Source organism: Streptomyces afghaniensis (assembly GCF_044327915.1).
GTDB classification, from domain to species: domain Bacteria; phylum Actinomycetota; class Actinomycetes; order Streptomycetales; family Streptomycetaceae; genus Streptomyces; species Streptomyces afghaniensis.
Genome location: NZ_JBIRGJ010000013.1, coordinates 20,951 through 43,378, shown reverse-complemented (window position 1 = coordinate 43,378; position 22,428 = coordinate 20,951). Strand labels below are relative to the sequence as shown.

22 protein-coding genes are annotated in these 22,428 nt (G+C 72.4%); 17 read left to right on the top strand and 5 right to left on the bottom strand.

Annotation, left to right across the window (positions count from 1 at the left end; translation table 11 throughout):
• Positions 1-158: 158 nt before the first annotated feature.
• The gene (locus ACH4G3_RS40175; protein ID WP_397629103.1) at positions 159-773 is read left to right on the top strand and encodes a hypothetical protein; all 615 of its coding nucleotides are present in this window, start codon (positions 159-161) and stop codon (positions 771-773) included.
• 115 nt (positions 774-888) lie between these two features.
• Here ACH4G3_RS40175 and ACH4G3_RS40170 read toward each other — a convergent pair whose 3' ends face one another.
• Positions 889-1,125, bottom strand: coding sequence for a hypothetical protein (locus ACH4G3_RS40170; protein ID WP_397629102.1), 237 nt, complete (start codon positions 1,123-1,125; stop codon positions 889-891).
• Positions 1,126-1,467: 342 nt separating this feature from the next.
• Here ACH4G3_RS40170 and ACH4G3_RS40165 point away from each other — a divergent pair, with 342 nt between their 5' ends.
• From ACH4G3_RS40165 to ACH4G3_RS40140, 6 genes are read left to right on the top strand one after another with little or no spacing between them, the layout of a single operon-like run.
• Positions 1,468-3,105 (top strand): ATP-binding protein, encoded by a 1,638-nt coding sequence (locus ACH4G3_RS40165; RefSeq protein WP_397629101.1) that lies wholly within the window; start codon positions 1,468-1,470, stop codon positions 3,103-3,105.
• The gene (locus ACH4G3_RS40160; protein ID WP_037673550.1) at positions 3,102-3,524 is read left to right on the top strand and encodes a roadblock/LC7 domain-containing protein; all 423 of its coding nucleotides are present in this window, start codon (positions 3,102-3,104) and stop codon (positions 3,522-3,524) included. The genes ACH4G3_RS40165 and ACH4G3_RS40160 overlap by 4 nt, the downstream gene beginning before the upstream one ends.
• Positions 3,521-3,883 (top strand): DUF742 domain-containing protein, encoded by a 363-nt coding sequence (locus tag ACH4G3_RS40155; protein ID WP_397629100.1) that lies wholly within the window; start codon positions 3,521-3,523, stop codon positions 3,881-3,883. The genes ACH4G3_RS40160 and ACH4G3_RS40155 overlap by 4 nt, the downstream gene beginning before the upstream one ends.
• On the top strand, positions 3,855-4,478 hold the full coding sequence (locus ACH4G3_RS40150; protein WP_397629099.1) for a GTP-binding protein: 624 nt from the start codon (positions 3,855-3,857) through the stop codon (positions 4,476-4,478). Before ACH4G3_RS40155 ends, ACH4G3_RS40150 begins: the two co-directional genes overlap by 29 nt.
• Positions 4,475-5,713 (top strand): cytochrome P450 family protein, encoded by a 1,239-nt coding sequence (locus ACH4G3_RS40145; RefSeq protein WP_397629098.1) that lies wholly within the window; start codon positions 4,475-4,477, stop codon positions 5,711-5,713. Before ACH4G3_RS40150 ends, ACH4G3_RS40145 begins: the two co-directional genes overlap by 4 nt.
• Positions 5,710-6,936, top strand: coding sequence for a cytochrome P450 family protein (locus ACH4G3_RS40140; RefSeq protein ID WP_397629097.1), 1,227 nt, complete (start codon positions 5,710-5,712; stop codon positions 6,934-6,936). Before ACH4G3_RS40145 ends, ACH4G3_RS40140 begins: the two co-directional genes overlap by 4 nt.
• A 228-nt stretch (positions 6,937-7,164) precedes the next feature.
• On the opposite strand, the gene ACH4G3_RS40135 is transcribed toward ACH4G3_RS40140, so the two are convergent.
• On the bottom strand, positions 7,165-8,676 hold the full coding sequence (locus ACH4G3_RS40135) for a helix-turn-helix domain-containing protein (protein ID WP_397629096.1): 1,512 nt from the start codon (positions 8,674-8,676) through the stop codon (positions 7,165-7,167).
• Positions 8,677-8,849: 173 nt separating this feature from the next.
• Here ACH4G3_RS40135 and ACH4G3_RS40130 point away from each other — a divergent pair, with 173 nt between their 5' ends.
• From ACH4G3_RS40130 to ACH4G3_RS40110, 5 genes are all read left to right on the top strand, one after another.
• A complete protein-coding gene (locus ACH4G3_RS40130; RefSeq protein WP_243377919.1) occupies positions 8,850-9,470 on the top strand; it encodes an L-threonylcarbamoyladenylate synthase in 621 nt (206 codons plus the stop codon).
• Positions 9,471-9,615: 145 nt separating this feature from the next.
• Positions 9,616-10,371: a dienelactone hydrolase family protein gene (locus tag ACH4G3_RS40125; protein ID WP_397629095.1), complete on the top strand. Its 756-nt coding sequence runs from the start codon at positions 9,616-9,618 to the stop codon at positions 10,369-10,371.
• A 117-nt stretch (positions 10,372-10,488) separates the two neighbouring features.
• Positions 10,489-11,346, top strand: a complete 858-nt coding sequence (locus ACH4G3_RS40120; protein ID WP_397629094.1) for an MHYT domain-containing protein — start codon at positions 10,489-10,491, stop codon at positions 11,344-11,346.
• A gap of 46 nt (positions 11,347-11,392) precedes the next feature.
• A complete protein-coding gene (locus tag ACH4G3_RS40115; RefSeq protein WP_397629093.1) occupies positions 11,393-12,898 on the top strand; it encodes a metallophosphoesterase family protein in 1,506 nt (501 codons plus the stop codon).
• Positions 12,899-12,988: 90 nt separating this feature from the next.
• Positions 12,989-14,023: an LLM class flavin-dependent oxidoreductase gene (locus ACH4G3_RS40110; protein ID WP_397629092.1), complete on the top strand. Its 1,035-nt coding sequence runs from the start codon at positions 12,989-12,991 to the stop codon at positions 14,021-14,023.
• Here the strand turns inward: ACH4G3_RS40110 and ACH4G3_RS40105 are convergent.
• Both ACH4G3_RS40105 and ACH4G3_RS40100 read right to left on the bottom strand, forming a co-directional pair.
• Positions 14,020-14,583, bottom strand: a complete 564-nt coding sequence (locus tag ACH4G3_RS40105; RefSeq protein WP_397629091.1) for a dihydrofolate reductase family protein — start codon at positions 14,581-14,583, stop codon at positions 14,020-14,022. The two genes, ACH4G3_RS40110 and ACH4G3_RS40105, sit on opposite strands and share 4 nt — an antisense overlap.
• 82 nt (positions 14,584-14,665) lie before the next feature.
• Positions 14,666-15,640, bottom strand: a complete 975-nt coding sequence (locus ACH4G3_RS40100; protein WP_397629090.1) for a TauD/TfdA dioxygenase family protein — start codon at positions 15,638-15,640, stop codon at positions 14,666-14,668.
• Positions 15,641-15,823: 183 nt separating this feature from the next.
• Here ACH4G3_RS40100 and ACH4G3_RS40095 point away from each other — a divergent pair, with 183 nt between their 5' ends.
• The 4 genes from ACH4G3_RS40095 to ACH4G3_RS40080 are packed head-to-tail and all read left to right on the top strand — an operon-like array spanning position 15,824 to position 20,452.
• A complete protein-coding gene (locus ACH4G3_RS40095; RefSeq protein ID WP_397629089.1) occupies positions 15,824-17,233 on the top strand; it encodes an extracellular solute-binding protein in 1,410 nt (469 codons plus the stop codon).
• Positions 17,230-18,186 carry a carbohydrate ABC transporter permease gene (locus ACH4G3_RS40090; RefSeq protein ID WP_397629088.1) on the top strand — a complete coding sequence of 319 codons (957 nt, stop codon included), beginning with the start codon at positions 17,230-17,232 and terminating at the stop codon, positions 18,184-18,186. The genes ACH4G3_RS40095 and ACH4G3_RS40090 overlap by 4 nt, the downstream gene beginning before the upstream one ends.
• 17 nt (positions 18,187-18,203) lie before the next feature.
• Complete coding sequence (locus ACH4G3_RS40085) at positions 18,204-19,058, top strand: carbohydrate ABC transporter permease (RefSeq protein ID WP_397629087.1); 855 nt, start codon at positions 18,204-18,206, stop codon at positions 19,056-19,058.
• Positions 19,055-20,452 (top strand): glycoside hydrolase family 32 protein, encoded by a 1,398-nt coding sequence (locus tag ACH4G3_RS40080; RefSeq protein WP_397629086.1) that lies wholly within the window; start codon positions 19,055-19,057, stop codon positions 20,450-20,452. The genes ACH4G3_RS40085 and ACH4G3_RS40080 overlap by 4 nt, the downstream gene beginning before the upstream one ends.
• Here ACH4G3_RS40080 and ACH4G3_RS40075 read toward each other — a convergent pair.
• On the bottom strand, positions 20,415-21,479 hold the full coding sequence (locus ACH4G3_RS40075; RefSeq protein ID WP_397629085.1) for a LacI family DNA-binding transcriptional regulator: 1,065 nt from the start codon (positions 21,477-21,479) through the stop codon (positions 20,415-20,417). The two genes, ACH4G3_RS40080 and ACH4G3_RS40075, sit on opposite strands and share 38 nt — an antisense overlap.
• 111 nt (positions 21,480-21,590) lie before the next feature.
• Here ACH4G3_RS40075 and ACH4G3_RS40070 point away from each other — a divergent pair, with 111 nt between their 5' ends.
• Positions 21,591-22,421 (top strand): aldo/keto reductase, encoded by an 831-nt coding sequence (locus ACH4G3_RS40070; protein WP_397629084.1) that lies wholly within the window; start codon positions 21,591-21,593, stop codon positions 22,419-22,421.
• Positions 22,422-22,428 lie beyond the last annotated feature (7 nt).

Sequence of the window (22,428 nt, the reverse complement as noted above, 5' to 3'; positions counted from 1 at the left end):
AGCGGCCGCCCGGCCGGGCATGGCGGAATGCCCGGGTACCCGGCGGGGCGGGGTCAGTCACGTGTCTCGCACGGGTCGGGGGCCAGGCGGCGGTGAACCTCTGGGCATCGTGGCAGCCACCACTGACAATCCGAACGCGACCACGGGAGAGCGGCAGAATGCGGCACGTCTACTGGATCGGGGGCGGGAGCGGCGCGGGCAAGTCCACGATCGCCCGCCGGCTCGCGGATCGGCACGGCTGGCGTCTCTACGCGACCGACGACGTGATGGGGGATCACGCTCGCCGGACCACGCCCCACGAAGCGCCGCTGCTGCACGAGTTCATGGCCATGGACATGGACGAGCGCTGGGTGAACCGGTCTCCGGAGACCATGCTCGAGACGTTCCACTGGTTTCGCGGCGAGGGCTTCGGACTGATTGTCGAGGACCTGCTGCGCATGCCGCGGGAACCCTGTGTCGTCGTCGAGGGCTTCCGGCTGCTGCCGCACCTCGTTCAGCCCCTGCTCCCCGGCCCGGGGCACGCCGTCTGGCTGCTGCCCACACCGGAGTTCCGGCAGGCGGCGGTCACGAGCCGGAGCACGCCGGGCGGAGGGTTCACGGGGCGGACCAGTGACCCGGAGCGGGCGAATCGCAACGTCGCCGTGCGGGATCACCTGTTCACGGAGCGCCTCCGCGAGGAGACGGCACGCCTCCGGCTGCCCGCCGTCACGGTCGGCCTCACCACGTCGGAGGACGAACTCGCCGAGCGGGTGAGCGGAGTATTTCGGCTCTGACCCGTACGCGGATCGCCTCGTGCACCGAGCTCGTGAAGGAGGGCAGGGGCTACGCCGGGAAATGGGCCCGGACCCGCCCGCCGGCGGTGTCCGGGCCCGTGGCCCGGGTGGGGCCTCAGCCGCCGTTGAGGCGTGCGCGCAGGAGGTTCTTGCCCAGTTCGGCACCCTTGCGGCTGTCCGCCTGGGCCTTGCGGAACAGGTCCGCCACCTCGGTGTCCTTGGCGCGCTCCGCGTCCTGGATGTAGCCCTCCAGACGCAGGGCGTTGTTCAGGCACGCCTCGACGTACCAGATCAGGTTGTAGTCCTTGTCCTGCGTACCGGTCACGCCGCCGGTCTCCGTCTCGCTGGTCATTCGGACCTCCTTCTTGCGGAGCGGACCTCTTCAGGCGCCGGACGGGTACCCGTCCTCCGGTGGGACACACAGCCCACCCGTATCACGTTCCGTGACCGTCCGGTCACGCCCTCGACGGGCGGGCGGCCGGCCCGTCGGTCAGACCCGTACGCACCACCAACTCCCCTCCCCCGTACGGCAATCCTGACAGTTGCCACAGAAGCGAACAGACCCCGGTCGGTTTCAGAACGAAGTGCCCTTCCACCGTGCGAGACCGGTCGATGACGGTGTGTACTGTGCTGCGGGTGGCTCGTCAGAGCACCTCGGACTCCGCCCTGCCCGACTCTCCCTGGACTCGACTCGATGATCGAATTACCGGACCTGGTCGTCGGCGGTCTCGCCGTCGGCACACTGTCCGCGTTCGCCCTCGGCAGCGGGTTGCTGCGCTCGCGGCGGCAACTGGCCGCACAGCGCGCGAAGATCGCCGCCCTGCGGGCGCAACTCGACGGCACCACACGGGCGTTCACGGCCGAGGTCGAGCACCTGGCGGCGCGGCGCGTGCCCGCAGCGGCCCGGCAGGTGGCCCACCCGCACGTCACCGTGTCCGGCCCGCTCAGCCCGCAGCTCTCCGGTTCGCCCCTGGGACTCGCGCTGGAGCAGGTGCTGAAGGGGCTGCACACCGAACTCGCCGCGCAGCGCACCCGCATCGACGCCGCCGCGCAGGCCGGGATGCGCGGGGCCACACGGGAGATCCAGGCAGCGCTGTACCGGTTGCAGGACGCCCTGCGCGGTCTGCAACAGCGTTATGACGACCCCGAGTTGGCGCAGACCCTGTTCGAGCTGGACCACGAGAACGAGCAGTCGCTGCGGCGCGCGCAGATCGCCGCGGTGGTGTGCGGGGCCTGGGTGGGGCTGGCCCGGGAGGAGTCCCATCTGGTGGACGCGGTGACGGGTGGTCAGGCCCGGCTCACGGGCTACCAGCGCGTCCGCATCCACAACCACCTGGAGGCCGGGACCGCCCTGGTGTCCCACGCCGTCGAGCCGGTCGCCATCATCGTCGCCGAACTCCTCGACAACGCGCTGCGGCACTCCGCGCCCGACACCGACGTCGTGGTCAACCTGGAGGCCGTCCACCACGGTGTCTGCGTCACCGTGGACGACGCCGGGCTGGGCATGACGCAGGACGAACGGGCCCGTGCCCAGCGGATGGTGGCCGGCTCCGAACCGATCCTGCTCACCGAGCTCGGCGACCCGCCGCGCATGGGACTCGCCGCCATCGGCCGGCTGACCCGGCAGTTCGATCTGAGCGTGGACCTGTCCTCGCCGTCCCCGTACGGCGGGGTGCGGGCGGTGCTGCGGGTCGACAGTCATCTGCTGACCCGCATCGATCCCGAAGAACTGCCTCCGGCGGCCAGCGCCCCGCGTTCGACGCGGAGGGCCGAGCGGGTCACGGCGGGCGGTGGCGCGTCGATCTCCGCCTCGTCCCAGGCGCCCGATGCCGCTGAGGCACCTGACGCCCCGCCGGCCCCGGCCCGTGCATCCGAACCTGCCCCGGCCTGCGCGTCCGACGGCTCCGAGCCGCGCACCGCGCCCCGGAACCCCGAGCCGCCGACCACCACCGCCGCGGCCCACTCCACCGCACCCGATGACCACGGCTACGGCACGGACCAGGCCGAGCAGGTCTCCGCCCCAGTCCCCGGCCACCACGGCCCCCGCGACAACGGCGGACTCCCCCAGCGGCGTCGCCGCAGCCGGGTCACGCCCCCGCCGGACACCCCGGCCGCCGCACCCGCACCGCAGCGCCGACCGCGGCGTCCCGAGGAGTCCGCCGCCGCCCTCGGCGCCCTCCAGTCCGGCACGGCGGCCGCACGTTTCGCCGCCCGGCCGAACACCGGCGCCGTTCCAGCCGTACCTGAGGATGCCCCGGCCGCGACCACGGCCGACGGGCCCGACGACACCGGCCGAGACCGGAACGACCACGAAGGGGGAACGGCTCGATGACCAGCCGCGCAACGGGGGACACGGCCTGGGTGCTCGAACCGGTCCTGGAGGTGCCGCACGTCGTGGCCGCCGTCCTGCTCACCCGGGACGGGCTCGTGACCGGTTACACCGACGCGCTGTCGCAGCCGTCGGCCGAGCGGGTCGCCGCCATCACCAGCACCGTGCAGGGCGCCTGCCGTACCGCGGCGGCGGCGTTCGCCGACACCGACCGGGCCGACATCCGGCAGGTCGTCATCGAGTCGGACCACGGCTATGTGCTCATCGTCCCGACCGACCACGGCACCTGCGTCGCCGCGTACGGCGACCCCGAGGTGCGCCTGGACCTGCTCGCGCACCGGGTGCACTCACAGGTCGCGCGGCTGGGTGAGAAGGCGATGGCCGCCGGGCCCCGAGGGGCCGACGGCGACACGCCGGCATGACCGGGCGCCGAGGCGGCCGCCCCCTGGTTCCCGCGTATCTGTCGACCGGCGGGGTGGCCCGGCCCAGCCGTGCCCACCTGGAACGGCTGTCGGTCCTCACCGGCAGCGGCGAGCCGGCTCCCGCCGATCTGCCCGCCGCGCAGGCGGCCCTGCTGGAGGAGCTGGAGTACGGGTCGCTGACGGTGGTGGAGGCCGCGGCCCTGCTGCGGCTGCCCGTCTCCGCCGTGCTGGTGCTGGCCGACGACCTCATCGACCGTGACCTGGTGCTGGCCCGCGCGCCGATCCCGCCCGCCCGGCGCTTCGACCCCGACCTGCTGAAGAGAGTGGCCGATGGCCTCCGCGACCTCAAGCGCCGTTGACGCCGCCGGCGACGGTGGCATCCATCTCCCGGACACCGCCCGCGACCTGGTGAAGATCCTGGTCACGGGGCCTTTCGGGGTGGGCAAGACCACCCTGATCGGCTCGGTGTCGGAGATCCGCCCGCTGCACACGGAGGAGCAGCTCACCCAGGCGTCCGCGCGGGTCGACGATCTCGCCGGGATCCGGGACAAGTCGACCACCACGGTCGCCATCGACTTCGGCCGGATCAGCCTGCCGGGCGGGATCGTGCTGTATCTGTTCGGCACGCCCGGCCAGGAGCGGTTCCGGTCGCTGTGGGGCGACATCGCCCACGGTGCGCTCGGCGCGCTCGTGCTGGTCGACGCCCGCCGGATCGACGCCTCGTTCGACGTGCTCGGGCTGGTGGAGGAGGCCGGGCTGCCGTACGCGGTGGCCTTCAACACCTTCCCGGACGCGCCCCGGCACCACACCCCCGAGCAGTTGCGCGCCGCCCTGGACCTGGAACCGACGACCCCGATGGTGACCTGCGACGCGCGGGAGGCGAACTCCTCGATCGACGCCCTGCTCGCCCTGGTCCAGCACCTGATCGACCACCGACCCGCGGAGTACCGGTGACCCACCCGTCCCCTGCCGAGCAGGCCTTCTCCCGTGCGGCGCCCGTCCGCCTGTGGGAGGACGGCTTCGCCCGCGACCCCCACCCGTACTACGCCGCCCTGCGGGCCCACGGCCCGGTCGGCTGGGCGGAACTCGCGCCCGGTGTGCCGGCGTACGTCGTCACGGACCGGCTGGCGGCGCTGGATCTGCTGCACGACACGCAGACGTTCTCGCACGACCCCCGGCCGTGGGAGGCGACCGTCCCCGACGACTCCCCGGTGCTCGGCATGATGCGCTGGCGGCCCAACACCCTGTTCGCCGACGGTGCCGCCCACATCCGCTACCGCACCACCCTCATCGACGCCTTCGACCTGGTGGAGCCGCACGACCTGCGGGAGAGGGTGCACCGGGCGGTGCATCTGCTGGTGAGCCGGATCGGGCCGCGGGGCGAGGCCGATCTGGTCGGCGAGTTCACCAGGCCGCTGATGGCGCTGGTGTTCAACAGCCTCTTCGGTCTGCCGGACGGCGCCGGCGACCGGCTCGACGCCGCGCTCGGCAAGCTGATCGAGGGCGGTGCCCAGGCGGCGGAGGGCGAGGCGGAGTACGCCGGGTACGTGCTGGAGCTGATCGCGGCCAAGACCGGTCGGCGCGGCGACGACCTGCCGAGCTGGCTGCTGGACCATCCGGCGGGGCTGACCCCCGAGGAGGTCACCTGGCAGGTGTTCCTCACGCTCGGCGCGGGCCACGAGCCGACGGCCAACCTGGTGTCCAACGCGCTGTCCAGGATCCTCGGCAACCCGGACTACTACTCGACGCTCACCAGCGGCGCCCGCCCGGTGACGGACGCGGTGCTGGAGGTGCTGCACCACGAGACCCCGCTCGCCAACTACGGCATCCACTACGCCCGCACGCCGGTCACCTTCCACGGCGCGTGGATCCGGGCCGCGGTGCCGGTGGTGATCTCGTACGGGGCGCTGGCGCAGGCCGCCGAGCAGGAGCGCGGCGCGGACCGGCACCCGGGCGACGCCTCCCACCTGTCCTGGTCGGCGGGCCCGCACGCCTGCCCGGTCAAGCAGCACACGCTGCTCATCGCCACCGAGGCGATCGAACGGCTCACGCAGTGGCTGCCCGACCTGGAACCCGTGCTGCCGCGCGAGCGTCTCACCTGGCGTCCCGGCCCGTTCCACCGCTCGCTGACGGCGCTGCCCGTCCGTTTCACTCCCCGCTCCCCCGATCAGCCAGGAGGACGAACGTGACCGTGACCGACCGCATCGCACTCGACCCGTTCGGCGCGGACATCGCTGGCGAAAGCGCCCGGCTGCGCGCCCTCGGCCCGATCGTGCCGGTGGAGCTGCCCGGCGGGATCCCCGCCTGGGCGCCCACGCGCTACGACACGCTGAAGGAACTCATCCTCGACGCGCGGGTCAGCAAGGACCCGCGGCTGCACTGGCGGCTGTGGCCCGAGATCGGCGAGCACCCGTCCTGGGGCTGGATCATGAGCTGGGTGGGCGTGGTCAACATGCTCTCCACCTACGGCGCGGACCACACGCGGCTGCGCAAGCTGGTGGCGCCGAGCTTCACGCACCGGCGCACCGAGGCGCTGCGGCCCCGGGTGCGGGCGATCACCGCGGAGCTGCTGGACGCTCTCGACGCGGCCGGCGGCGAGGTCGTGGACATCAAGGAGGGGTTCGCCCATCCGCTGCCGATGCGGATCATCTGCGAACTGTTCGGTGTGCCCCACGAGTTGGGCCAGGACACCGCCCGGATGATCGCGGCCCTGATGGACACCACCGACCCGAGCCCGGAGCACGCGGCGTCCGTCCAACGGCAGATCGGCACGGTGCTGCCCGCGCTGATCGCCCACAAGACCGCGCACCCCGGTGACGACATGACCACGGAGCTGATCCGGGTCCGGGACGAGGACGGTGACCGGCTCAGCGACGAGGAGCTGCTGTACACGCTGCTGCTGGTCATCGGGGCCGGTTTCGAGACCACCGTCAATCTCATCGGCAACGCGGTGGTGGCCCTGCTCCGCCGCCCCGAGCAGCTCGCCGCCGTACGGTCCGGGGAGATCGGCTGGGACGCCGTCGTCGACGAGACGCTGCGCGCCCACCCGTCGGTCGCCTCGCTGCCGCTCCGGTTCGCCGTCACGGACCTCACCGTCGGCGACGTCACGATCCCGGCCGGAGACGCCATCCTCACGACGTACGCCGCCGCGGGGCTCGACCCCGAGCGCTACGGGCCGGACGCCGACGTCTTCGATGCCACGCGCGCCTCCGACGACCATCTGGCGTTCGGTATCGGGGTCCACCGCTGCATCGGCGCACCGCTGGCCCGCCTGGAGGCGCTGACCGCGCTGCCGGCGCTGTTCGACCGGTTCCCCGGCCTGAGCCTGGCCACCGGTGAGGAGGGCCTGCGGCAGGTGCCGTCCTTCATCGCCTTCGGCTGGCAGGAGATTCCCGTGCGGCTGCGCGGCTGAGGCAACAGGAGGGCTGCCGCCCGCAGGCTGCGCGCGGGAGCGCGACCGGTCCCCCGTTCCGGTCGAGCCCCCGCGGTTCGTCGAACCTACGTCCCTGGCCGAGACGTTGTGAATCGCGTCGATGCCCGTTGCATGCTCAACAGGGCTCACCCGTGCACAGCTGAGTCCGGATGGCCCGGTTTCGTCCCGCCGTGACCTGGCCAACCGGTTGTCCCGGAGGCGAGCCGGTCAGCCGGGGCGGCGGAAAACAGGCGGATCGAGGTCGCCGACGGCCAGGTGGGCCAGCACGACCTCGTACAGGTCGGTGCCCGCGGCGAGGAGTTGGCGTTCCAGGACGGGTTCGGCGCTGCGGACGTGCTCGCGCACGGTCTGCGGGTGCATGCCCAGGGTCTGCGCGGCCCGTTCGGCGTTGCCGCCGGCGGTGATCCAGGTGCGCAGCGTCCGGCGGGGGTTCCGGGCGTCCGCGTCCATCCGGCCCAGCAGGTCCCGGGCCCAGGTGGTCACGGCGGGCCCGGACAGCAGGTCGGCGAGCCGGAGCGTGGAGTCACCGGTGCCGTCGGGGTACTGGGCGTCGGGCAGGCCGATCTGGGTGTTGATCGCCAGGTGGACGACGGCCCGGACCGTGAGGTCGGCGAAGTCGGTGCCGAGCAGGGCTTCCACGCGTTCCATGCGGGCGCGGACGGTGTTGCGGCTGACGCCGAGGACCTTGGCGGCGTTGACGGCGGTGAACTCCAGGCCGAGGCGGGTGGTGGCGAGGAGTTCGGCGCGGGTGTGGTGCGGCAGGGTGTCGAGCGGGCGCAGCACCCGGGCCGTCCAGCCGCGCAGTGCCTCCGGATCCATGAGGCGTTCGGGGTGAGTCCGCTCGGCGTAGACCGCCGTCTTGTCGGGCCGGAAGTGGGCGACGGCGAGGGCGCTGACGGCCTGTCCGTACGCGGTGGCGGTCCGGGCGAGGCTCTGGCGGACACTGCCACCGAGGAAGATGTCCGGGTGCCGGCCGACCAGTGACCGCAGGGTCTCGCCGGTGGCGTCGCGGGGGCTGACGACGATCACATGGCCGTCCATGGCCGGGCAGCGCACGACCAGGGCGTCCTCCCTGGTGCTGTCCAGGCACTCGTCGGCGATCCGGTCGCGTACGGCGGGGTCGGACTCGACGACGTACACGCACGCCGTGTCGGCGTCGAGCAGTCCGGGCCAGAGCCCGGCTGCGACACGGCGGGCGGCGATGGTGTCCTCGACCATCAGCAGTTGCAGGATGGCCAGGCGCAGGTCGGCGGTGGCCCGCCGGAGCCGGTGCCCGGCCACGGCCGACTCGCGCTCGGTCAGCAGGAGCTCGATCACCTGGGCGGTGTGCGTGACGACGTCGGCGGCCCGGCGGTCGAAGGGGGCCTCGCGGGAGACGGCCAGGACGCAGGTGCGGGACGGGTGCCCCACTCTGACCAGGCGCTGATGGCACTCCCGGCTCTCCCAGGCGGCGGAGGCGATCCGGCCGGCGGTGATGTCCGTGACGAGGCCCTCGTCCAGCGGGAGCCGGGTTCCGGCCATGAGGTTCCCGGCGGCGTCCTGAAGGGCCACGGATCCGCGCACGGCGCCGGCGAGCCAGTCCACGACCCTGCGCACGTCGCGCCCCGCCGGACGCAGGTGTTCGAGCAGTTCCTCCGCCCACGCGGGTCCCGGCCCGGCCGGTGTCCCCTGCCCGGCAGGTATCCCCTGCTGCCGGTTCCCGTCCTCTCGGCCAGCCACCTCGGCCTTCCCCTCGTCCCTCGCGCCGCCTCCGGCGCACCGGTCGCGGACGTTACCTCACACGTCCCGCGCTCTCATCCCGGGCATCCCGGGCGGACGCGCCCCGGCGCCCGCCCGCGGGCCGGCACCCCGCCCTGCGCCGCCGCACCGCGCGGGCGGCATAAGCTCGGCGGATGGCGAAGTACTACGACGTGCACCCCGACAACCCCCAGCCCCGCACCATCGGCCAGATCGCCGACAGCATCCGTGCGGACGCTCTTGTCGCCTACCCCACGGACTCCTGTTACGCACTGGGCTGCCGCCTGGGCAGCCGTGACGGCATCGAGCGGATCCGTACGATCCGCAAGCTGGACGACCGGCACCACTTCACCCTCGTGTGCCAGGACTTCGCGCAGCTCGGTCAGTTCGTGCGGATCGACAACGACGTGTTCCGAGCGATCAAGGCGTCGACGCCCGGCAGCTACACGTTCATCCTGCCCGCGACGAAGGAGGTGCCGCGCATGCTGCAGCACCCCAAGAAGAAGACAGTCGGCGTGCGGATCCCCGACCATGTCGTCACCCAGGCCCTGCTCGCCGAGCTCGGTGAGCCGCTGCTGTCGAGCACCCTGCTGCTGCCCGGCGAGGAGGAGCCGATGACGCAGGGCTGGGAGATCAAGGACCTGCTCGACCACGTGCTGGACGGGGTGGTCGACTCCGGTGACTGCGGCACCGAGCCGACGACGGTCATCGACTTCTCCGGCGGGGAGGCCGAGATCGTGCGGCACGGCGCGGGCGACACCTCACGGTTCGAGTAAAGGGCACGCCAAAGGCGATTCACGGTTCAACCGCGTGCTGGGGGTGGGCGAAATGCCCCGGGACGGGCGTGTCACGATGACCATGATCCGCCCGGTCACGCGGACGGGTTGCAGGCCCCCACCCCCGCAGAGAGGCAGCCCAGTCATGACCGCCGTACAGGGAACCGCCGTCGACATCCCCACCGAGGACGGCACCGCCGACGCGTATCTGGCACATCCCGCCGACGGGGCCGCCCACCCGGCGGTCCTGCTCTACATGGACGCCTTCGGACTGCGCCCGCGGCTGCGGTCCATGGCGGACCGGCTGGCCGCCGAGGGCTACACGGTGCTGGTGCCGAACGTGTTCTACCGGCACGGTCACGCCCCCCTGTTCGACCTTCCCGAGTTCATCGACCCAGGGGCGCGTCCGGAGATATTCGAGCGCATCGTGCCGGTCATGCAGGACCTGACGAACGAGCGGGCGATGCGGGACGCCGGTGCGTATCTGCGCTGGCTGGCCGAGTCGCCCGCGGTGGCCGACGGTCCGGTCGCGCTGACCGGCTACTGCATGGGGGCACGCCTGTCGCTGCTCACGGCCGGGACCTACCCGGAGCGGGTCGCGGCCGCGGCCGGCTTCCACGGCGGGCGGCTGGCGACGGACACGCCGGACAGTCCGCATCTGGTGGCCGGCAAGGTCACCGCCGAGCTGTACTTCGGCCACGCCGACGAGGACCCCTCGCTGCCCCCGGAGCAGATCGAGCGCCTGGAGGAGGCTCTGACCGCGGCGGGCGTCCGCCACCGGTGCGAGGTGTACACGGGCGCGCCCCACGGTTTCACGCAGTCCGACACCGCGTCGTACCACGAGGAGGCCGACGAGCGGCACTGGGCGGCGCTGTTCGACCTGCTGAAGCGCACATTCTGACCCCAATCGACTCCTGGCCGAAAGCCCTTGCCGTCCTACCGACGGTAAGGGCTTGCTTTCCCTCGATCCCTGCGCGTAGACCTTGCTGAACATCAGTCATGACTCGGGGGGAGTCTCATGGAGGGCACGGTCGACGGGTTCCGCTACGGTGCGGTGACCCCGGTGGCGGCGTATCTGATGGCCTGTCTGGGAGGGGCGCTGGGGCTGCGGTGCATCGTGCGCTCGCTGCTGAACGCGCGTTCCTGGAAGCCGGGCTGGCTGGCGTTAGGCGCGGCCTCCATCGGGTGCGGGATCTGGACGATGCACTTCATCGCCATGACCGGCTTCCACGTGGAGGAGACCCGGGTCCGTTATGACGCGGCCACGACGGTGCTCAGTCTCGTCGTGGCCGTCGCCGTCGTGGGCATCGGCGTGTTCATCGTCGGCTACCGCGGCCCGGGCCGTGCCACCCTGGCGGTCGCGGGTGTCGTCACCGGCCTGGGGGTGGCGGCCATGCACTACTTGGGCATGGCCGCGATGCGGCTGCACGGCGACATCGGCTACGACCCGGTCGGCGTCGTACTGTCCGTGCTGATCGCCATCGCCGCAGCCACCGCCGCGCTGTGGTCGGCCGTCACGATCCGCGGCCTGCTGACGAGCCTCGGGGCCAGCCTGGTGATGGGCGTGGCGGTGTCCGGGATGCACTACACGGGCATGTCCGCGGTCAGCGTCCATGTGCACGACACGACCGGCGGGACGTGGGAGGGCGAGTCGCCCCTGTCGCTGCTGCTGCCGATGCTGCTGGGGCCGGTCGTCTTCCTGCTGCTGGCCGGAGTCGTGGTCATGTTCGACCCGCTGCTGGTCCACGGCGAGCGGGCCGGGAACCGCAACCCCGCCCCGCACCCGGGCCGCACCGCCGGCGTCCGGCCCGCCAACGCGGTTCCCGCGCCCCGTACTTCGTGGCACGACACGGACTCGCCCGCCCGTCACCGCTGAACGACCCGCCTGCGGACGGCTCATAGATCATTGTTACGGTGCAGCGGTGTCTGACTCCTCACGTCATACTGCCGAAGGTGCCGGCTGGGGCACCGGCGAACGCGGCGCGTACCGGCAGTTGATGCCGCAGCAGGTCGAGAAGATCTCCTGGCTGGACCCGAGAATGCTGTGGGCCGCCCGCAACGGCGTGCTGGCCTCCTGGTTCGGGGACCCGACCGGCCGCACCCGAGGCCGGTGGGTGGCACAGCGCGCGGCCGCCGGCGCACCGGCCGACAAGGTGATCCGGCGCGACGATCCGGACCGCTTCTCGTTCCTGGTCATCGGCGACACCGGTGAGGGCGACGACCCCCAGTACGCCGTCGTGCCGGGCCTCCTGAAGACCGGTCAGGACACCCGGTTCGCCGTGCTGGCCAGTGATGTGATCTACCCGGTGGGCAGCGCGGACGACTACGGCACCAAGTTCTTCCGCCCCTACCAGGACTACCAGGCGCCGATCTACGCGATCCCCGGCAACCACGACTGGTACGAGGATCTCGGCGGCTTCATGCGTGTCTTCTGCGACGACGCCGCGCCGCTGCCGCCCGAGCCCCGGCCGCGCCCGCTGACCCGGGCCTGGCTGCGGTCCCTGCTGTGGCACCGGCCGCGACCGGACGACGGTCACCGCCTCGCCGAGGCACGGACATTGCGCTCGGCACCCGCCCAGCAGGCCGTCCAGCCGGGCCCGTACTGGGCGATCGACGCCGGACCGGTGCGGATCATAGGCATCGACACGGGCCTGCTGGGCACCCTCGACGCCGAGCAGGGCGCCTGGCTGCGCGAGGTGTCCCAGGGGCCCCGTCCGAAGATCCTGGTCACCGGGTCGCCCCTGTACGTGGACGGCAGGCGCGAGCCGTGCGCCATCGAAGGGGGCGGCACCGTCGACGACATCGTCCGCGACCCGGAGCACCACTACGTGGCGGCGATAGGCGGCGACATCCACAACTACCAGCGCTACCCGGTCCGGCTGGACGACGGACGCACCATCCAGTACGTGGTCGCGGGCGGCGGCGGGGCGTTCATGCACGCCACCCACACCATCCCCCGCGTCAACGTCGCGAACGTGACCGAGCGGGATTTCCGCTGCTATCCGCTGCGCGGCGACTCCCTCGCCTTCTACAGCCGGCTCTACGGCCGCCGGCTGCGCATGCCCCGCTTCTTCACGCTCACCGAGGCGGAGGCGACGGCCGTGACCGCCGAGCGCCTGGGCATCCCGCCGACGCGTGTCCCGGGCGCGGCCACTCGTGTCACCCGGCGCGTCCGGCTGGTCGCCGGGCTGCTCGGAACCGGCCGCCGGCCCGACCGGGCCAAGCGGTTCCGGCTGCCCGTGCGCAAGATCTACACGTCGCTGTTCTCGCCGAGTTCGGCGACGTACAGCCCGCCGTTCTTCAAGTGCTTCCTGCGTCTGGACGTCTCCCCGGAGTCGGTCCGGCTGCGCTGCTTCGCGGCCACCGGCAACCGCGCTCAGGAACTCGCCCCGCCGGTCGAGGACGAGGTGACGATCCCGCTGCGCTGACACGCGGGAACCGGTGCGGCGGGAACAGCGCGGGCCGCCGCCGGGTTGGCACAGCCGTAGACCCTTGAACGTTCAATCATGGAGGCGCCCGTGCCACCGACCCCGCGACCGCTGCGCAAGCTGGGCTTCCTGACCATCGGGCTGTTCGACGAGGCGGATCCCCGGCGCGGCCACGAGTCCACGCTGGAGATCATCGAACTGGGCGAGCGGCTCGGTTTCGACAGCGCGTGGGTGCGCCACCGCCATCTGCAGTACGGCATCTCCTCCCCCGTCGCCGTCCTGTCCGCGGCCTCGCAGCGCACCCGCCGGATCGAACTCGGCACGGCGGTCATCCCGCTCGGCTGGGAGAACCCGCTGCGCCTCGCCGAGGACCTGGCCACCGTCGACCTGCTGTCCGGGGGCCGGCTCAACCCGGGCGTCAGTGTGGGCCCGCCGATGCGCTTCGACCAGGTCAAGGACGCGCTCTACCCGGACACGGCCGACGCCGAGGACTTCGGCTACGGGCGGGTGGAGCGGCTGCTGGACGCCGTCCGGGGCGAGCCGGTGACGGACTTCAGCGGCACGGAGGGGTTCGAGACCTTCTCCGACCGGGTGCAGCCGCACTCCCCCGGTCTGGGCCGCCGCCTGTGGTACGGCGGCGGCAGCCTGCGGTCCGCCCGGTGGGCCGGCGAACACGGCATGAACCTGCTCACGAGCAGCGTCGTGAAGGCCGAGGACCCCCACGGGCCCCACGACTTCGCACGGATCCAGCTCTCCCACATCCGGGCGTTCCGCGCCGCCCACCCCGACGGCGAGGCCGCCCGCGTCTCGCAGGGCCTGGTCGTCATCCCCACGGACTCCGCCTCGCCCGGGCAGCGCGCCCGCTACGAGAAGTACGCCGCCGAGCGCACCCCTCGTACGGCCGCGCCGCAGGGCCCGGCGCGGCTGCTGTTCGCGCCGGACCTGGTGGGGACCTCGCAGGAGATCGCCGAGCGGCTGCACGCGCACGCGGCGTTCCGGGAGGTGGACGAGGTCGCGTTCGCCCTCCCGTTCACCTTCGAGCACGAGGACTACGTCCAGATCCTCACCGACATGGCGACGAAGCTCGCACCGGCACTGGGCCGGCGACCGGCGGACACCCCCTAGCGCGCCACGCGGTAGCGGAGGTAGACGACTCCCGAGCCGAAGGTGCGGGTCTCGGCGAGTTCGAGATCCACCCGGCGCTCGGCTCGCGGAAAGTACGGAATGCCACCGCCGACCAGCACCGGGTAGACCACGGTCCGGTACTCGTCGATCAGACCCGACGCGGCCGCCTCGGCGGCGAGGGTCGCGCCGCCGATCGCGATGTCGCCCTCCCCCGGCTCGGCCCGCAACCGCTCGATCTCCTCCGCCGGACCGCCGGAGGCCAGGCGGGCGTTGCCCTGTACCGCCGACAGCGTGGTGGAGAACACCACCTTCGGGAGCGGCTTCCAGAGCGCGGTCCACTCGAGCTCCGGGGCGTCGAGCCAGGGATCCTGGTCGGCGGTCTCCCAGTACAGCATCGTCTCGTACAGCCGTCGTCCCATCAGGTGGACGCCGACGTCCCGGATCTCGTCGATCCAGAAGCGGAAGACCTCCGGGTCGGGCACCGTCCAGGCGAAGTCGCCGTCCGGCCCGACGATGTAGCCGTCCAGTGAGACGCTCATCGAATAGGTCACGCTGCGCATCGGCGTCCTCCTCGGTAAGGGGTTCGACCGTACGACCCCGGGACACCGCAAAACTCATCGCGACGCACGGATCGGCTTCGTGTCACCAGCGGCCGGGTGCCGTCCCCGTGATCGGCTCCGACGCCCTGCCGTCCACCCCGACGGGCACGTCCCCGGCGAGCATCACCCGGTGCATGATCCGCGGGTGGTCGAGGTGTGCGGTGTCGCCGGGTGCCAGGTGCATCGTGGCGCGGTTGTCCCAGAACGCCACGCTGCCCGGCTCCCAGCGGAACCGGACGGTGTACTCGGGCCGGACCGCTTGCTCCAGCAGCATCTCCAGGATCGCGGCGCTCTCGGGCCGGGAGAGGCCGGCGATCTGCTCCACGTAGTAGCCGTTGACGTAGAGGATCCGCTCGCCCGTCTCCGGGTGGACGCGCACCAGGGGGTGCAGCGAGGCGACCTGGCGGTCCAGCAGGTGGCGGACGTAGGCGTCGTCGCCGGGCCGGGGCTGGTAGCCGACGCCGAGCCGGTGCTCGGCCCGCAGCCCGTCGACGAACTGCCGCAGCGGCGCGGAGAGCCCGGCGTACGCCGCCGCGAGGTTCGACCAGGTGGTGTCGCCGCCGTAGGGCGGCACCGTCTCGGCGCGCAGGATCGTCGCGGCGGGCGGGTCGACGCGGGCGCCGTGGTCGCAGTGCCAGCCGCGCAGCAGGGTGTGGCGGCGGCGCCGCAGCCACTCGTCGTGCTCCATGCCGAACCGCCCGCCCAGCTCCAGCCGGTCGGCGGTCGTCTCGATCTCGGGGAAGTCCGGGGGCGAGGCCTTGCCGCGCCGGGGCAGCACCACCGTCTCACCGAACCGCCGCGCGAACGCCACATGCCCGGCATGGTCGAGCCGCTGCCCCCGGAAGAACACCACCTTCCACCGCAGCACCGCCGACCTGATCGCGGCGACCACGGTGCCGTCCAGGTCCGCGGCCAGGTCGACCCCGCTGATCTCGGCGCCGATGTGCCCCGCGACCGGCTTCACCTCGATCCCGGCGTCCCGCACCGCCTCGTCCGTCATCGGGCTGTCCGTCGTCATGCGCACTCCGCTGGTCGTGGACGTGGTCGTGCCTACCGGAAGATCGTGACAGCGATCTCCGCCCAGGGCGACACCGCGGGACCTAACTCGTTAAAGGTCCGCCCCGTCGAGCACCTTGACAGGCCCGTGCGGCGCTCACATCATCTGGGGCATCACTTCGACTAACACGAGTTAGGCGTCACGATGACCGACTCGCACCTCACCCGGCGCGCCCTGTTGCGGTACGGCGCCTACGGCGCGGGGGCAGCCGCCCTGGCCGGCACCGCCGCGAGCTGGGACCGGCTCACCGGAGCCGACATACCCGGCCGTGACGACGGCTCCCTCGTCGTCGCCACACTGGGCCCCGCCTACGGGCCGGAGGCCATCCGCATGCTCCGCGAGGGCTTCCGCGACCTGCACCCCGACATCAAGCTCCAGATCAACGCCGTGCAGGCCGTGGACTGGTCCGACTTCTTCGCGAAGATCCTCACGCAGGTGGCCGCAGGCACCGCCCCCGACCTGGTCTACGTGGCCACCGAGGGCGTGCAGCTGTTCGCGCAGCGGCTCGGCGTGGCCTTGGACAAGTGGGTCAAGCGGGACGCGGCCGAACTGAAGGAGTACTTCGCCGACGTCCATCCGTCGCTGGTGGAGTCGATGATGTACGAGGGCAGCCTCTTCCAGCTGCCGGTGGAGTTCAACGCGGCCGACATGTACCTCAACCGCCAGGTGCTGCGCAGGGCCGGCGCGCAGTACCCGCCGGCCGACTGGACCCGCGACGACTTCACGGCGCTGCTGCGGGACATGAAGCAGGCGAGCGGCTCCCGCTTCACGCCCTACTTCTGGACCAACCGGCTGTGGGGCGGCGTGGTGCCCTGGCTGTTCGCGAACGACACCAATCTGCTCGCCGAGTCCAAGGCTCCCGGCGGCGCGTGGCTGTGGGACTCCTTCTACCCGGCCGCGCAGCGCGAGGGCCGCGGGGGCGGCTTCCGGTGGACGACGCCGCAGGCCACGCACGACCGGGTGGAGGAGGTCTACGACTACCTCGCCTCCCTCGTCCGGGACGGCCTGTGCACCCGCCCCGAGGGCGGCAACGGCCAGAACCTCATCGGCGTGTTCTCCAACGGCCGGGTCGGTGTCACCCCGGCGGGCGGCTTCTGGGCGGGCGGCCTGCACCTGGCGGGGATGGAGCGGGACGGGTTCGACGTGCAGTACTTCCCCCGCTGGCGCGCCCAGCGCATGCAGTACGGCGCGGCGGGCTACGCGCTGCTGCGCACCTCGAAGAGGCAGGAGGAGGCCTGGGAGTTCATCAAGTACGCGGCCCGCAAGGACACCCTCACACGGCTGTTCACGACGAACCAGACGACCCCGGCCCGCCGCTCGATGCTGACCGCCGACCGGTACGAGAAGACCGGCCCGGCGCACTGGCCGGTCTTCTACGACACCCTCGACCGGTTCCCCGACACCGGACCCATCCCGGCGCCGCCGCAGGTCGCCGAGGTCGAGCAGCTGCTGCTCAAGCACACCGGCACGGCCCTGGCCTCCCCGCGCTCGGTCCGTCCAGCGCTGCGCCGGTTGCAGGGCGACCTGGAGAAGGCCATGGAGCGTGACGCATGACGGACACCCGGACACCGCCCGCCCGAGCCGGACGGCCCGAGGCCCCGCCCACGAGGAACGCACCGCGTCCCTCGGCCCGCGACCGCGGCACCCGGCTGCTGGCCACGCTGTTCCTGGCCCCGACGATCGTCGGCATCGTCGTCTTCACGGTCGTCCCCATCGTCGGCTCGGTGGTGCTGAGCCTCTTCCACTGGAACGTGATCGACTCGCCGCGCTTCGCCGGCGGCTCCAACTACGGCGCGGTGTTCGGCGACGAGACCGTGCTGGTGTCCTTCCGCAACACCCTCGTCTTCATGGTCATCGCGGTGGCGCTGCAGCTGCTGGTCGCCCTGGCGCTCGCGCTGACGCTGAACGGGCGCATGCCCGTGTGGCTGCGGTCGGTGTTCCGCTCGGCGTTCTTCTTCCCGCTGGTGCTGTCCGCCGCGTCGATCTCGGTGGTGATGAAGTACCTGTTCAACCAGGACTTCGGGGTGGTCAACTGGCTGCTCGGCTTCGTCGGGATCGCGCCGGTGCCATGGCTGACGTCGGAGAACGCGGCGATGGCGACCGTGGTCCTGGTCTACGTCTGGCAGCAGTTCGGCTTCTCGTTCCTGCTGTTCGTCGGCGGTCTGAACAACATCCCGAAGGAGATCCACGAGGCCGCCGCGCTGGACGGTGCCACCGGCCTGCGCAAGCACCTCAGCGTCACGCTGCCCCTGCTGTCGCCGACGCTGCTGGTCGCCTCGGTGGTCGGCATCATCAACGCGCTCCAGGTCTTCGAGCAGCCGTACGTCCTGACCAACGGAGGTCCCGGCGACTCGACCCGCACGGTCGTGATGGTGATCTACGAGACCGCGTTCGAGCAGCTCCGCTTCGGTGAGGCGTCCGCGGTGGGTGTGCTGCTGTTCGTGCTGATCATGGCGGTCACGGCCCTGCAGTTCCGGCTCAGCCGGCGTTTCGTCCACTACCAGTGAGCCGGGTGAGTCCTCCCATGAGCCAAGCAACCCTGTCCTCCAGCCGCGTGCGGCACGGGCTGGCGCCCTGGGCCCGGATCGCCGGGCTGACCGTGTGCGCGCTGCTGACCCTCGGCCCGGTCGTGTGGACCGTGTCGACCTCGCTGCGCACCCCCGCCGAGGCGTTCGACCTGCCGCCGCAGCTGATCCCGGCGAACCCCTCCACCGAGGCGTACCGCGGGGTGTTCGACCAGATCGACGTCTGGCTGTTCGCGCTGAACTCCACACTGGTCACGGGCCTGATCGCGGCCGGCCAGATGATCACGGCCGGCCTGGCCGGATACGCCTTCGCGCGGCTGGAGTTCCGCTTCAAGAAGCCGCTCTTCGGCCTGGTCCTGGCGACGATGATGGTGCCGTTGCAGGTCACCATCGTGCCGGTGTTCCTGGTCCTGAAGTCGATGAGCCTGACCGACACCCTGCTCGGGCTGATCATCCCGGCCTTCCCGACGGCGTTCGGCACGTTCCTGATGCGGCAGTACTTCCTGGGCATGCCCAAGGACCTGGGCGAGGCGGCGATGCTGGACGGCGCCGGGCCCTGGCGGACCTTCCGGTCGGTGTACGCCCCGCTGGCCGCGCCGGGCCTCGCGATCGTCGGCGTCCTGGCCTTCAACTACCACTGGAACGAGTTCTTCCGGCCGCTGATCCTCGAAACGTCGGGCCAGAACTACACGTTGCCGCTGGGATTGGTCTCCCTCCAGGGCAACCTCGGCACCGGCTCGATCTCCGTGGTGCTCGCCGGTGTCGTCCTCTCCATGATCCCCGCCGTCGCCGTGTTCGTCGTCGGCCAGCGCCCTCTGCGTGAGGGCATCACGTCCGCAGGAGTCAACCGTTGAGCCTCGCCGCTCCCCCGCAGGACCCGCACGCCCCGCGCTTTAGGGTCCGCCCGCCCGCCAACTGGATGAACGACCCCAACGGCCCGTTCCACTGGCGGGGCCGCTACCACCTCTTCTACCAGCACAACCCCGACGCCCCGGTCCACGCGAACGTCCACTGGGGCCACGCCTCCAGCACCGACCTCGCCCGCTGGGAGCACCACCCGATCGCCCTCACGCCGACTCCGGGCGGCCCGGACGAGGCGGGCTGCTGGTCCGGGTGCGTGGTCGACGACGGGGGCGTGCCGACGGCCGTCTACACCGGGGTCGACCGTGACCACAGCGGACTCGGCACGGTCTGCCTGGCCCGGGCGGCCGATCCGGACGACCCCGCGCTGACCGACTGGACTCCCCTGCCCACGCCGGTGGTGACGGGCCCGCCCGAGGGCCTGGACGTGGCGATGTTCCGCGACCCGTTCGTCTTCCGGCACGACGGACGGCGCTGGGCGCTGGTCGGCGCCGGCCACGCGGACGGCACGCCGTCGGTGCTGCTCTACGACTGCGACGACCTGACCGACTGGCGCTTCGCGGGTGTGCTCCTGGACGGCCGGGACCCGGCCGCCGCGGCGGCGTTCGGCGACCGGGCGACCGGCTGGGAGTGCCCGCAGCTGTACGCGACGCGGAGCGGCGAGTGGGTGCTGGTCGTGTCCCTGTGGGACGGCGACCCGTGGACCACCGGCTATCTCACGGGGCGTCTGGACCCCGGACGCGCTCCGACGGACCTGCGCTTCTCCGCCCGGGCGGGCGGCCTGCTCGACCACGGCCGCGACTTCTACGCGCCCGCCGTGCTCCAGGAGCCGGACCGGGCCCTGATGTGGGGCTGGTCGTGGGAGGCCCGCGAGCCGGGCGGGGCCGACTGGGCCGGCGTCCTGACCGCGCCCCGGGTCGTCGACGTCCATCCGGACGGGGCGCTGCGGGTCAGCCCGGCCCCGGAGCTGCACCGCCTGCACGCCGCCGAGCCGTTCGTCGCCGGCCCGGGCCGGGCCGCGCTGCCGGCGGCCTACGACCTGACGGTCAGTGCCCGGGGGCACGCCGCGGTGAGTCTCCTGCGGTCGCCCTCGGGCGCCGAGCTGACGGTCCGGCTGGACCCGGACGAGGGCACCGTGACACTCGACCGGGGCGACTGGCCGCGCACGGAGGCCGGCCCGCCGGCGCCGGTCGTGGTCCGGGTGCCGCCGCGGGAGGAGCTCACGGTGCGTGTCCTGGCCGACGGCTCGCTGTACGAGCTGTTCGTCGGGGACCGGGCCGTGGTCACCGAGCGCGTCTACCACCGTGCCGACGACGTACGGGAGTTGAGGGTGCCGTCCGGCGTGGCCGTCACCGGATGGGAGCTGGTCCCACCGATGCGCGGCTGATCACCGGGCAGGCCAGGCGCCGCACGGAGGCGGGCGGGGTCCGGCCGGTGGCGATGGCGTCGAGGAGGAGCCGGGCAGCGGCCTCGCCCATCGCCCGGTGGGGCAGCGCGATGGTGGTGAGGGGCGGCGCGAGATACGCGGCCATGTGCTCCTGGTCGTCGTAGCCCACCACCGACAGGTCGCCGGGTACGGCGATGCCCAGCCGGGTCGCGGCGTGCAGGACACCCGCCGCGACCCGGTCGTTGTAGGTGAAGATCCCGGTGGGCCGGCGGTCGGCCGGGGTGGCGTCCAGGACGCGGACAGCACCCTCGTAACCGCTGGAGATCTCTCCTCCGCTCCGTACGACCCAGTCCCTGGGGACGGTGATGCCCTCGGCGCGCAGCGCGTCGCGGAAGCCGCGCAGCCGCTCCACGGAGGCGATGTCGTCCTCCCCGCCGACGAGGGCGACCCTCCGGTGCCCCTGCTCCAGCAGCAGCCGGGCCGCCGTACGGCCGCCGGCGCGCTCGGCGGGGATGACGGCGGGCAGCGAATCGTCCTCGGGCAGGCAGTTCGCCAGCACGGAGTGGGTGCGGTGCAGGCCCTCGGGGACCCGGACGCGGCGCAGGGACATGGCCGCGTAGATGATGCCGTCGACGCGCCGGTCGAGGAGTTCGGCGACCGCCGCGTCCTCCTTGGCCGGGTCGCCGCCGGAGTCGACGGTGAGGACCAGGTGCTCCCCGGCCCAGGCGGTGTCCATGGCGCCGCGCAGCAGCCGCCCGGCGAACGGGGAGGAGGCGATCTCGTCGGTGACCAGGCCGATCACGGCCGTACGGCTGCGGCGCAGACCGCGGGCGACGGGGTCGGGGCGGTAGCCGAGCTGGACCGCGGCCTGCCGGATGCGCTCCTGGGTGGCGGGCGAGAGGTTGCCCTCGGCGCGGCCGTTGAACACGAAGGACACCGCGGTGTGCGACACGCCGGCGAGCCGGGCGACGTCCCGCGAGGTGGGACGCCCTGATCCGGTGGCCTGCTTTCCCTCGGCGCTGCCCATGCCGTCCGCCGTCCTCATCCCCCACCCGTCCGGTTGATCACCGCTCACCCTATCCGTGACGCTGGAGGGACGACACAGTCGCAAGGACACAGTCAACGGGAAGGCCCGACGGTGATCAGCATCCCGACGCACACGCTCAACGACGGTACGGCGCTCCCCGCCCTCGGCCTGGGCACCTGGCCGCTCGGCGACGACGAGGCCCAGCAGGCGGTGCTCTCGGCCCTGGAGGCGGGCTACCGCCTGATCGACACGGCGACGAACTACCGCAACGAGACGGGGGTCGGCCGGGCGGTGGCCTCCGGCGTGGTGCCGCGCGAGGAGATCGTCGTGACGACGAAGCTCCCGGGCCGGCACCACGGCTATCAGGAGACGCTCGCCTCCTTCGAGGAGTCCCGGGCCCGTCTGGGCCTGGAGTACGTCGACCTGTACCTGATCCACTGGCCGCTGCCGCGCGTGGACCGGTACGTCGACTCCTGGAAGGCCATGATCAAGCTGCGCGAGGAGGGGCTCGTCCGGTCGATCGGCGTCTCGAACTTCACGGCCGGGCACATCGAGCGGCTGGAGAAGGAGACCGGCGTACTGCCCTCCGTCAACCAGATCGAGCTGCATCCCTTCCTGCCGCAGGACGACCTGCGCGCCTTCCACGAGGCCAAGGGCGTCCTGACCGAGAGCTGGAGCCCGCTGGGCCGGGGCACGCCCCTGCTCCGGGATCCCGCCGTGGCGCGGATCGCCGAGGCGCACGGGGTGACGGCGGGGCAGGTCGTGCTGCGCTGGCACACGCAGCTGGGCGCGGTGCCCGTCCCCAAGTCGGCGAACCCAGAGCGGCAGCGCGAGAACCTCGACGTCTTCGGCTTCGAGCTGAGCGAGGACGAGATGACCGCCGTCGCGGACCGGTCGCACCGGCGGGTCGGCGGGGACCCCGAGGTGCACGAGGAGTTCTGACGGGTAC

Bases quoted from the DNA above. Each gene is read 5' to 3' on its own strand.
- ACH4G3_RS40175 (WP_397629103.1), top strand. From the start codon at position 159: ATGCGGCACGTCTACTGGATCGGGGGCGGGAGCGGCGCGGGCAAGTCC.
- ACH4G3_RS40170 (WP_397629102.1), bottom strand. From the start codon at position 1,125: ATGACCAGCGAGACGGAGACCGGCGGCGTGACCGGTACGCAGGACAAG.
- ACH4G3_RS40165 (WP_397629101.1), top strand. From the start codon at position 1,468: ATGATCGAATTACCGGACCTGGTCGTCGGCGGTCTCGCCGTCGGCACA.
- ACH4G3_RS40160 (WP_037673550.1), top strand. From the start codon at position 3,102: ATGACCAGCCGCGCAACGGGGGACACGGCCTGGGTGCTCGAACCGGTC.
- ACH4G3_RS40155 (WP_397629100.1), top strand. From the start codon at position 3,521: ATGACCGGGCGCCGAGGCGGCCGCCCCCTGGTTCCCGCGTATCTGTCG.
- ACH4G3_RS40150 (WP_397629099.1), top strand. From the start codon at position 3,855: ATGGCCTCCGCGACCTCAAGCGCCGTTGACGCCGCCGGCGACGGTGGC.
- ACH4G3_RS40130 (WP_243377919.1), top strand. From the start codon at position 8,850: ATGGCGAAGTACTACGACGTGCACCCCGACAACCCCCAGCCCCGCACC.
- ACH4G3_RS40125 (WP_397629095.1), top strand. From the start codon at position 9,616: ATGACCGCCGTACAGGGAACCGCCGTCGACATCCCCACCGAGGACGGC.
- ACH4G3_RS40120 (WP_397629094.1), top strand. From the start codon at position 10,489: ATGGAGGGCACGGTCGACGGGTTCCGCTACGGTGCGGTGACCCCGGTG.
- ACH4G3_RS40105 (WP_397629091.1), bottom strand. From the start codon at position 14,583: ATGCGCAGCGTGACCTATTCGATGAGCGTCTCACTGGACGGCTACATC.
- ACH4G3_RS40100 (WP_397629090.1), bottom strand. From the start codon at position 15,640: ATGACGACGGACAGCCCGATGACGGACGAGGCGGTGCGGGACGCCGGG.
- ACH4G3_RS40095 (WP_397629089.1), top strand. From the start codon at position 15,824: ATGACCGACTCGCACCTCACCCGGCGCGCCCTGTTGCGGTACGGCGCC.
- ACH4G3_RS40090 (WP_397629088.1), top strand. From the start codon at position 17,230: ATGACGGACACCCGGACACCGCCCGCCCGAGCCGGACGGCCCGAGGCC.
- ACH4G3_RS40085 (WP_397629087.1), top strand. From the start codon at position 18,204: ATGAGCCAAGCAACCCTGTCCTCCAGCCGCGTGCGGCACGGGCTGGCG.
- ACH4G3_RS40075 (WP_397629085.1), bottom strand. From the start codon at position 21,479: ATGGGCAGCGCCGAGGGAAAGCAGGCCACCGGATCAGGGCGTCCCACC.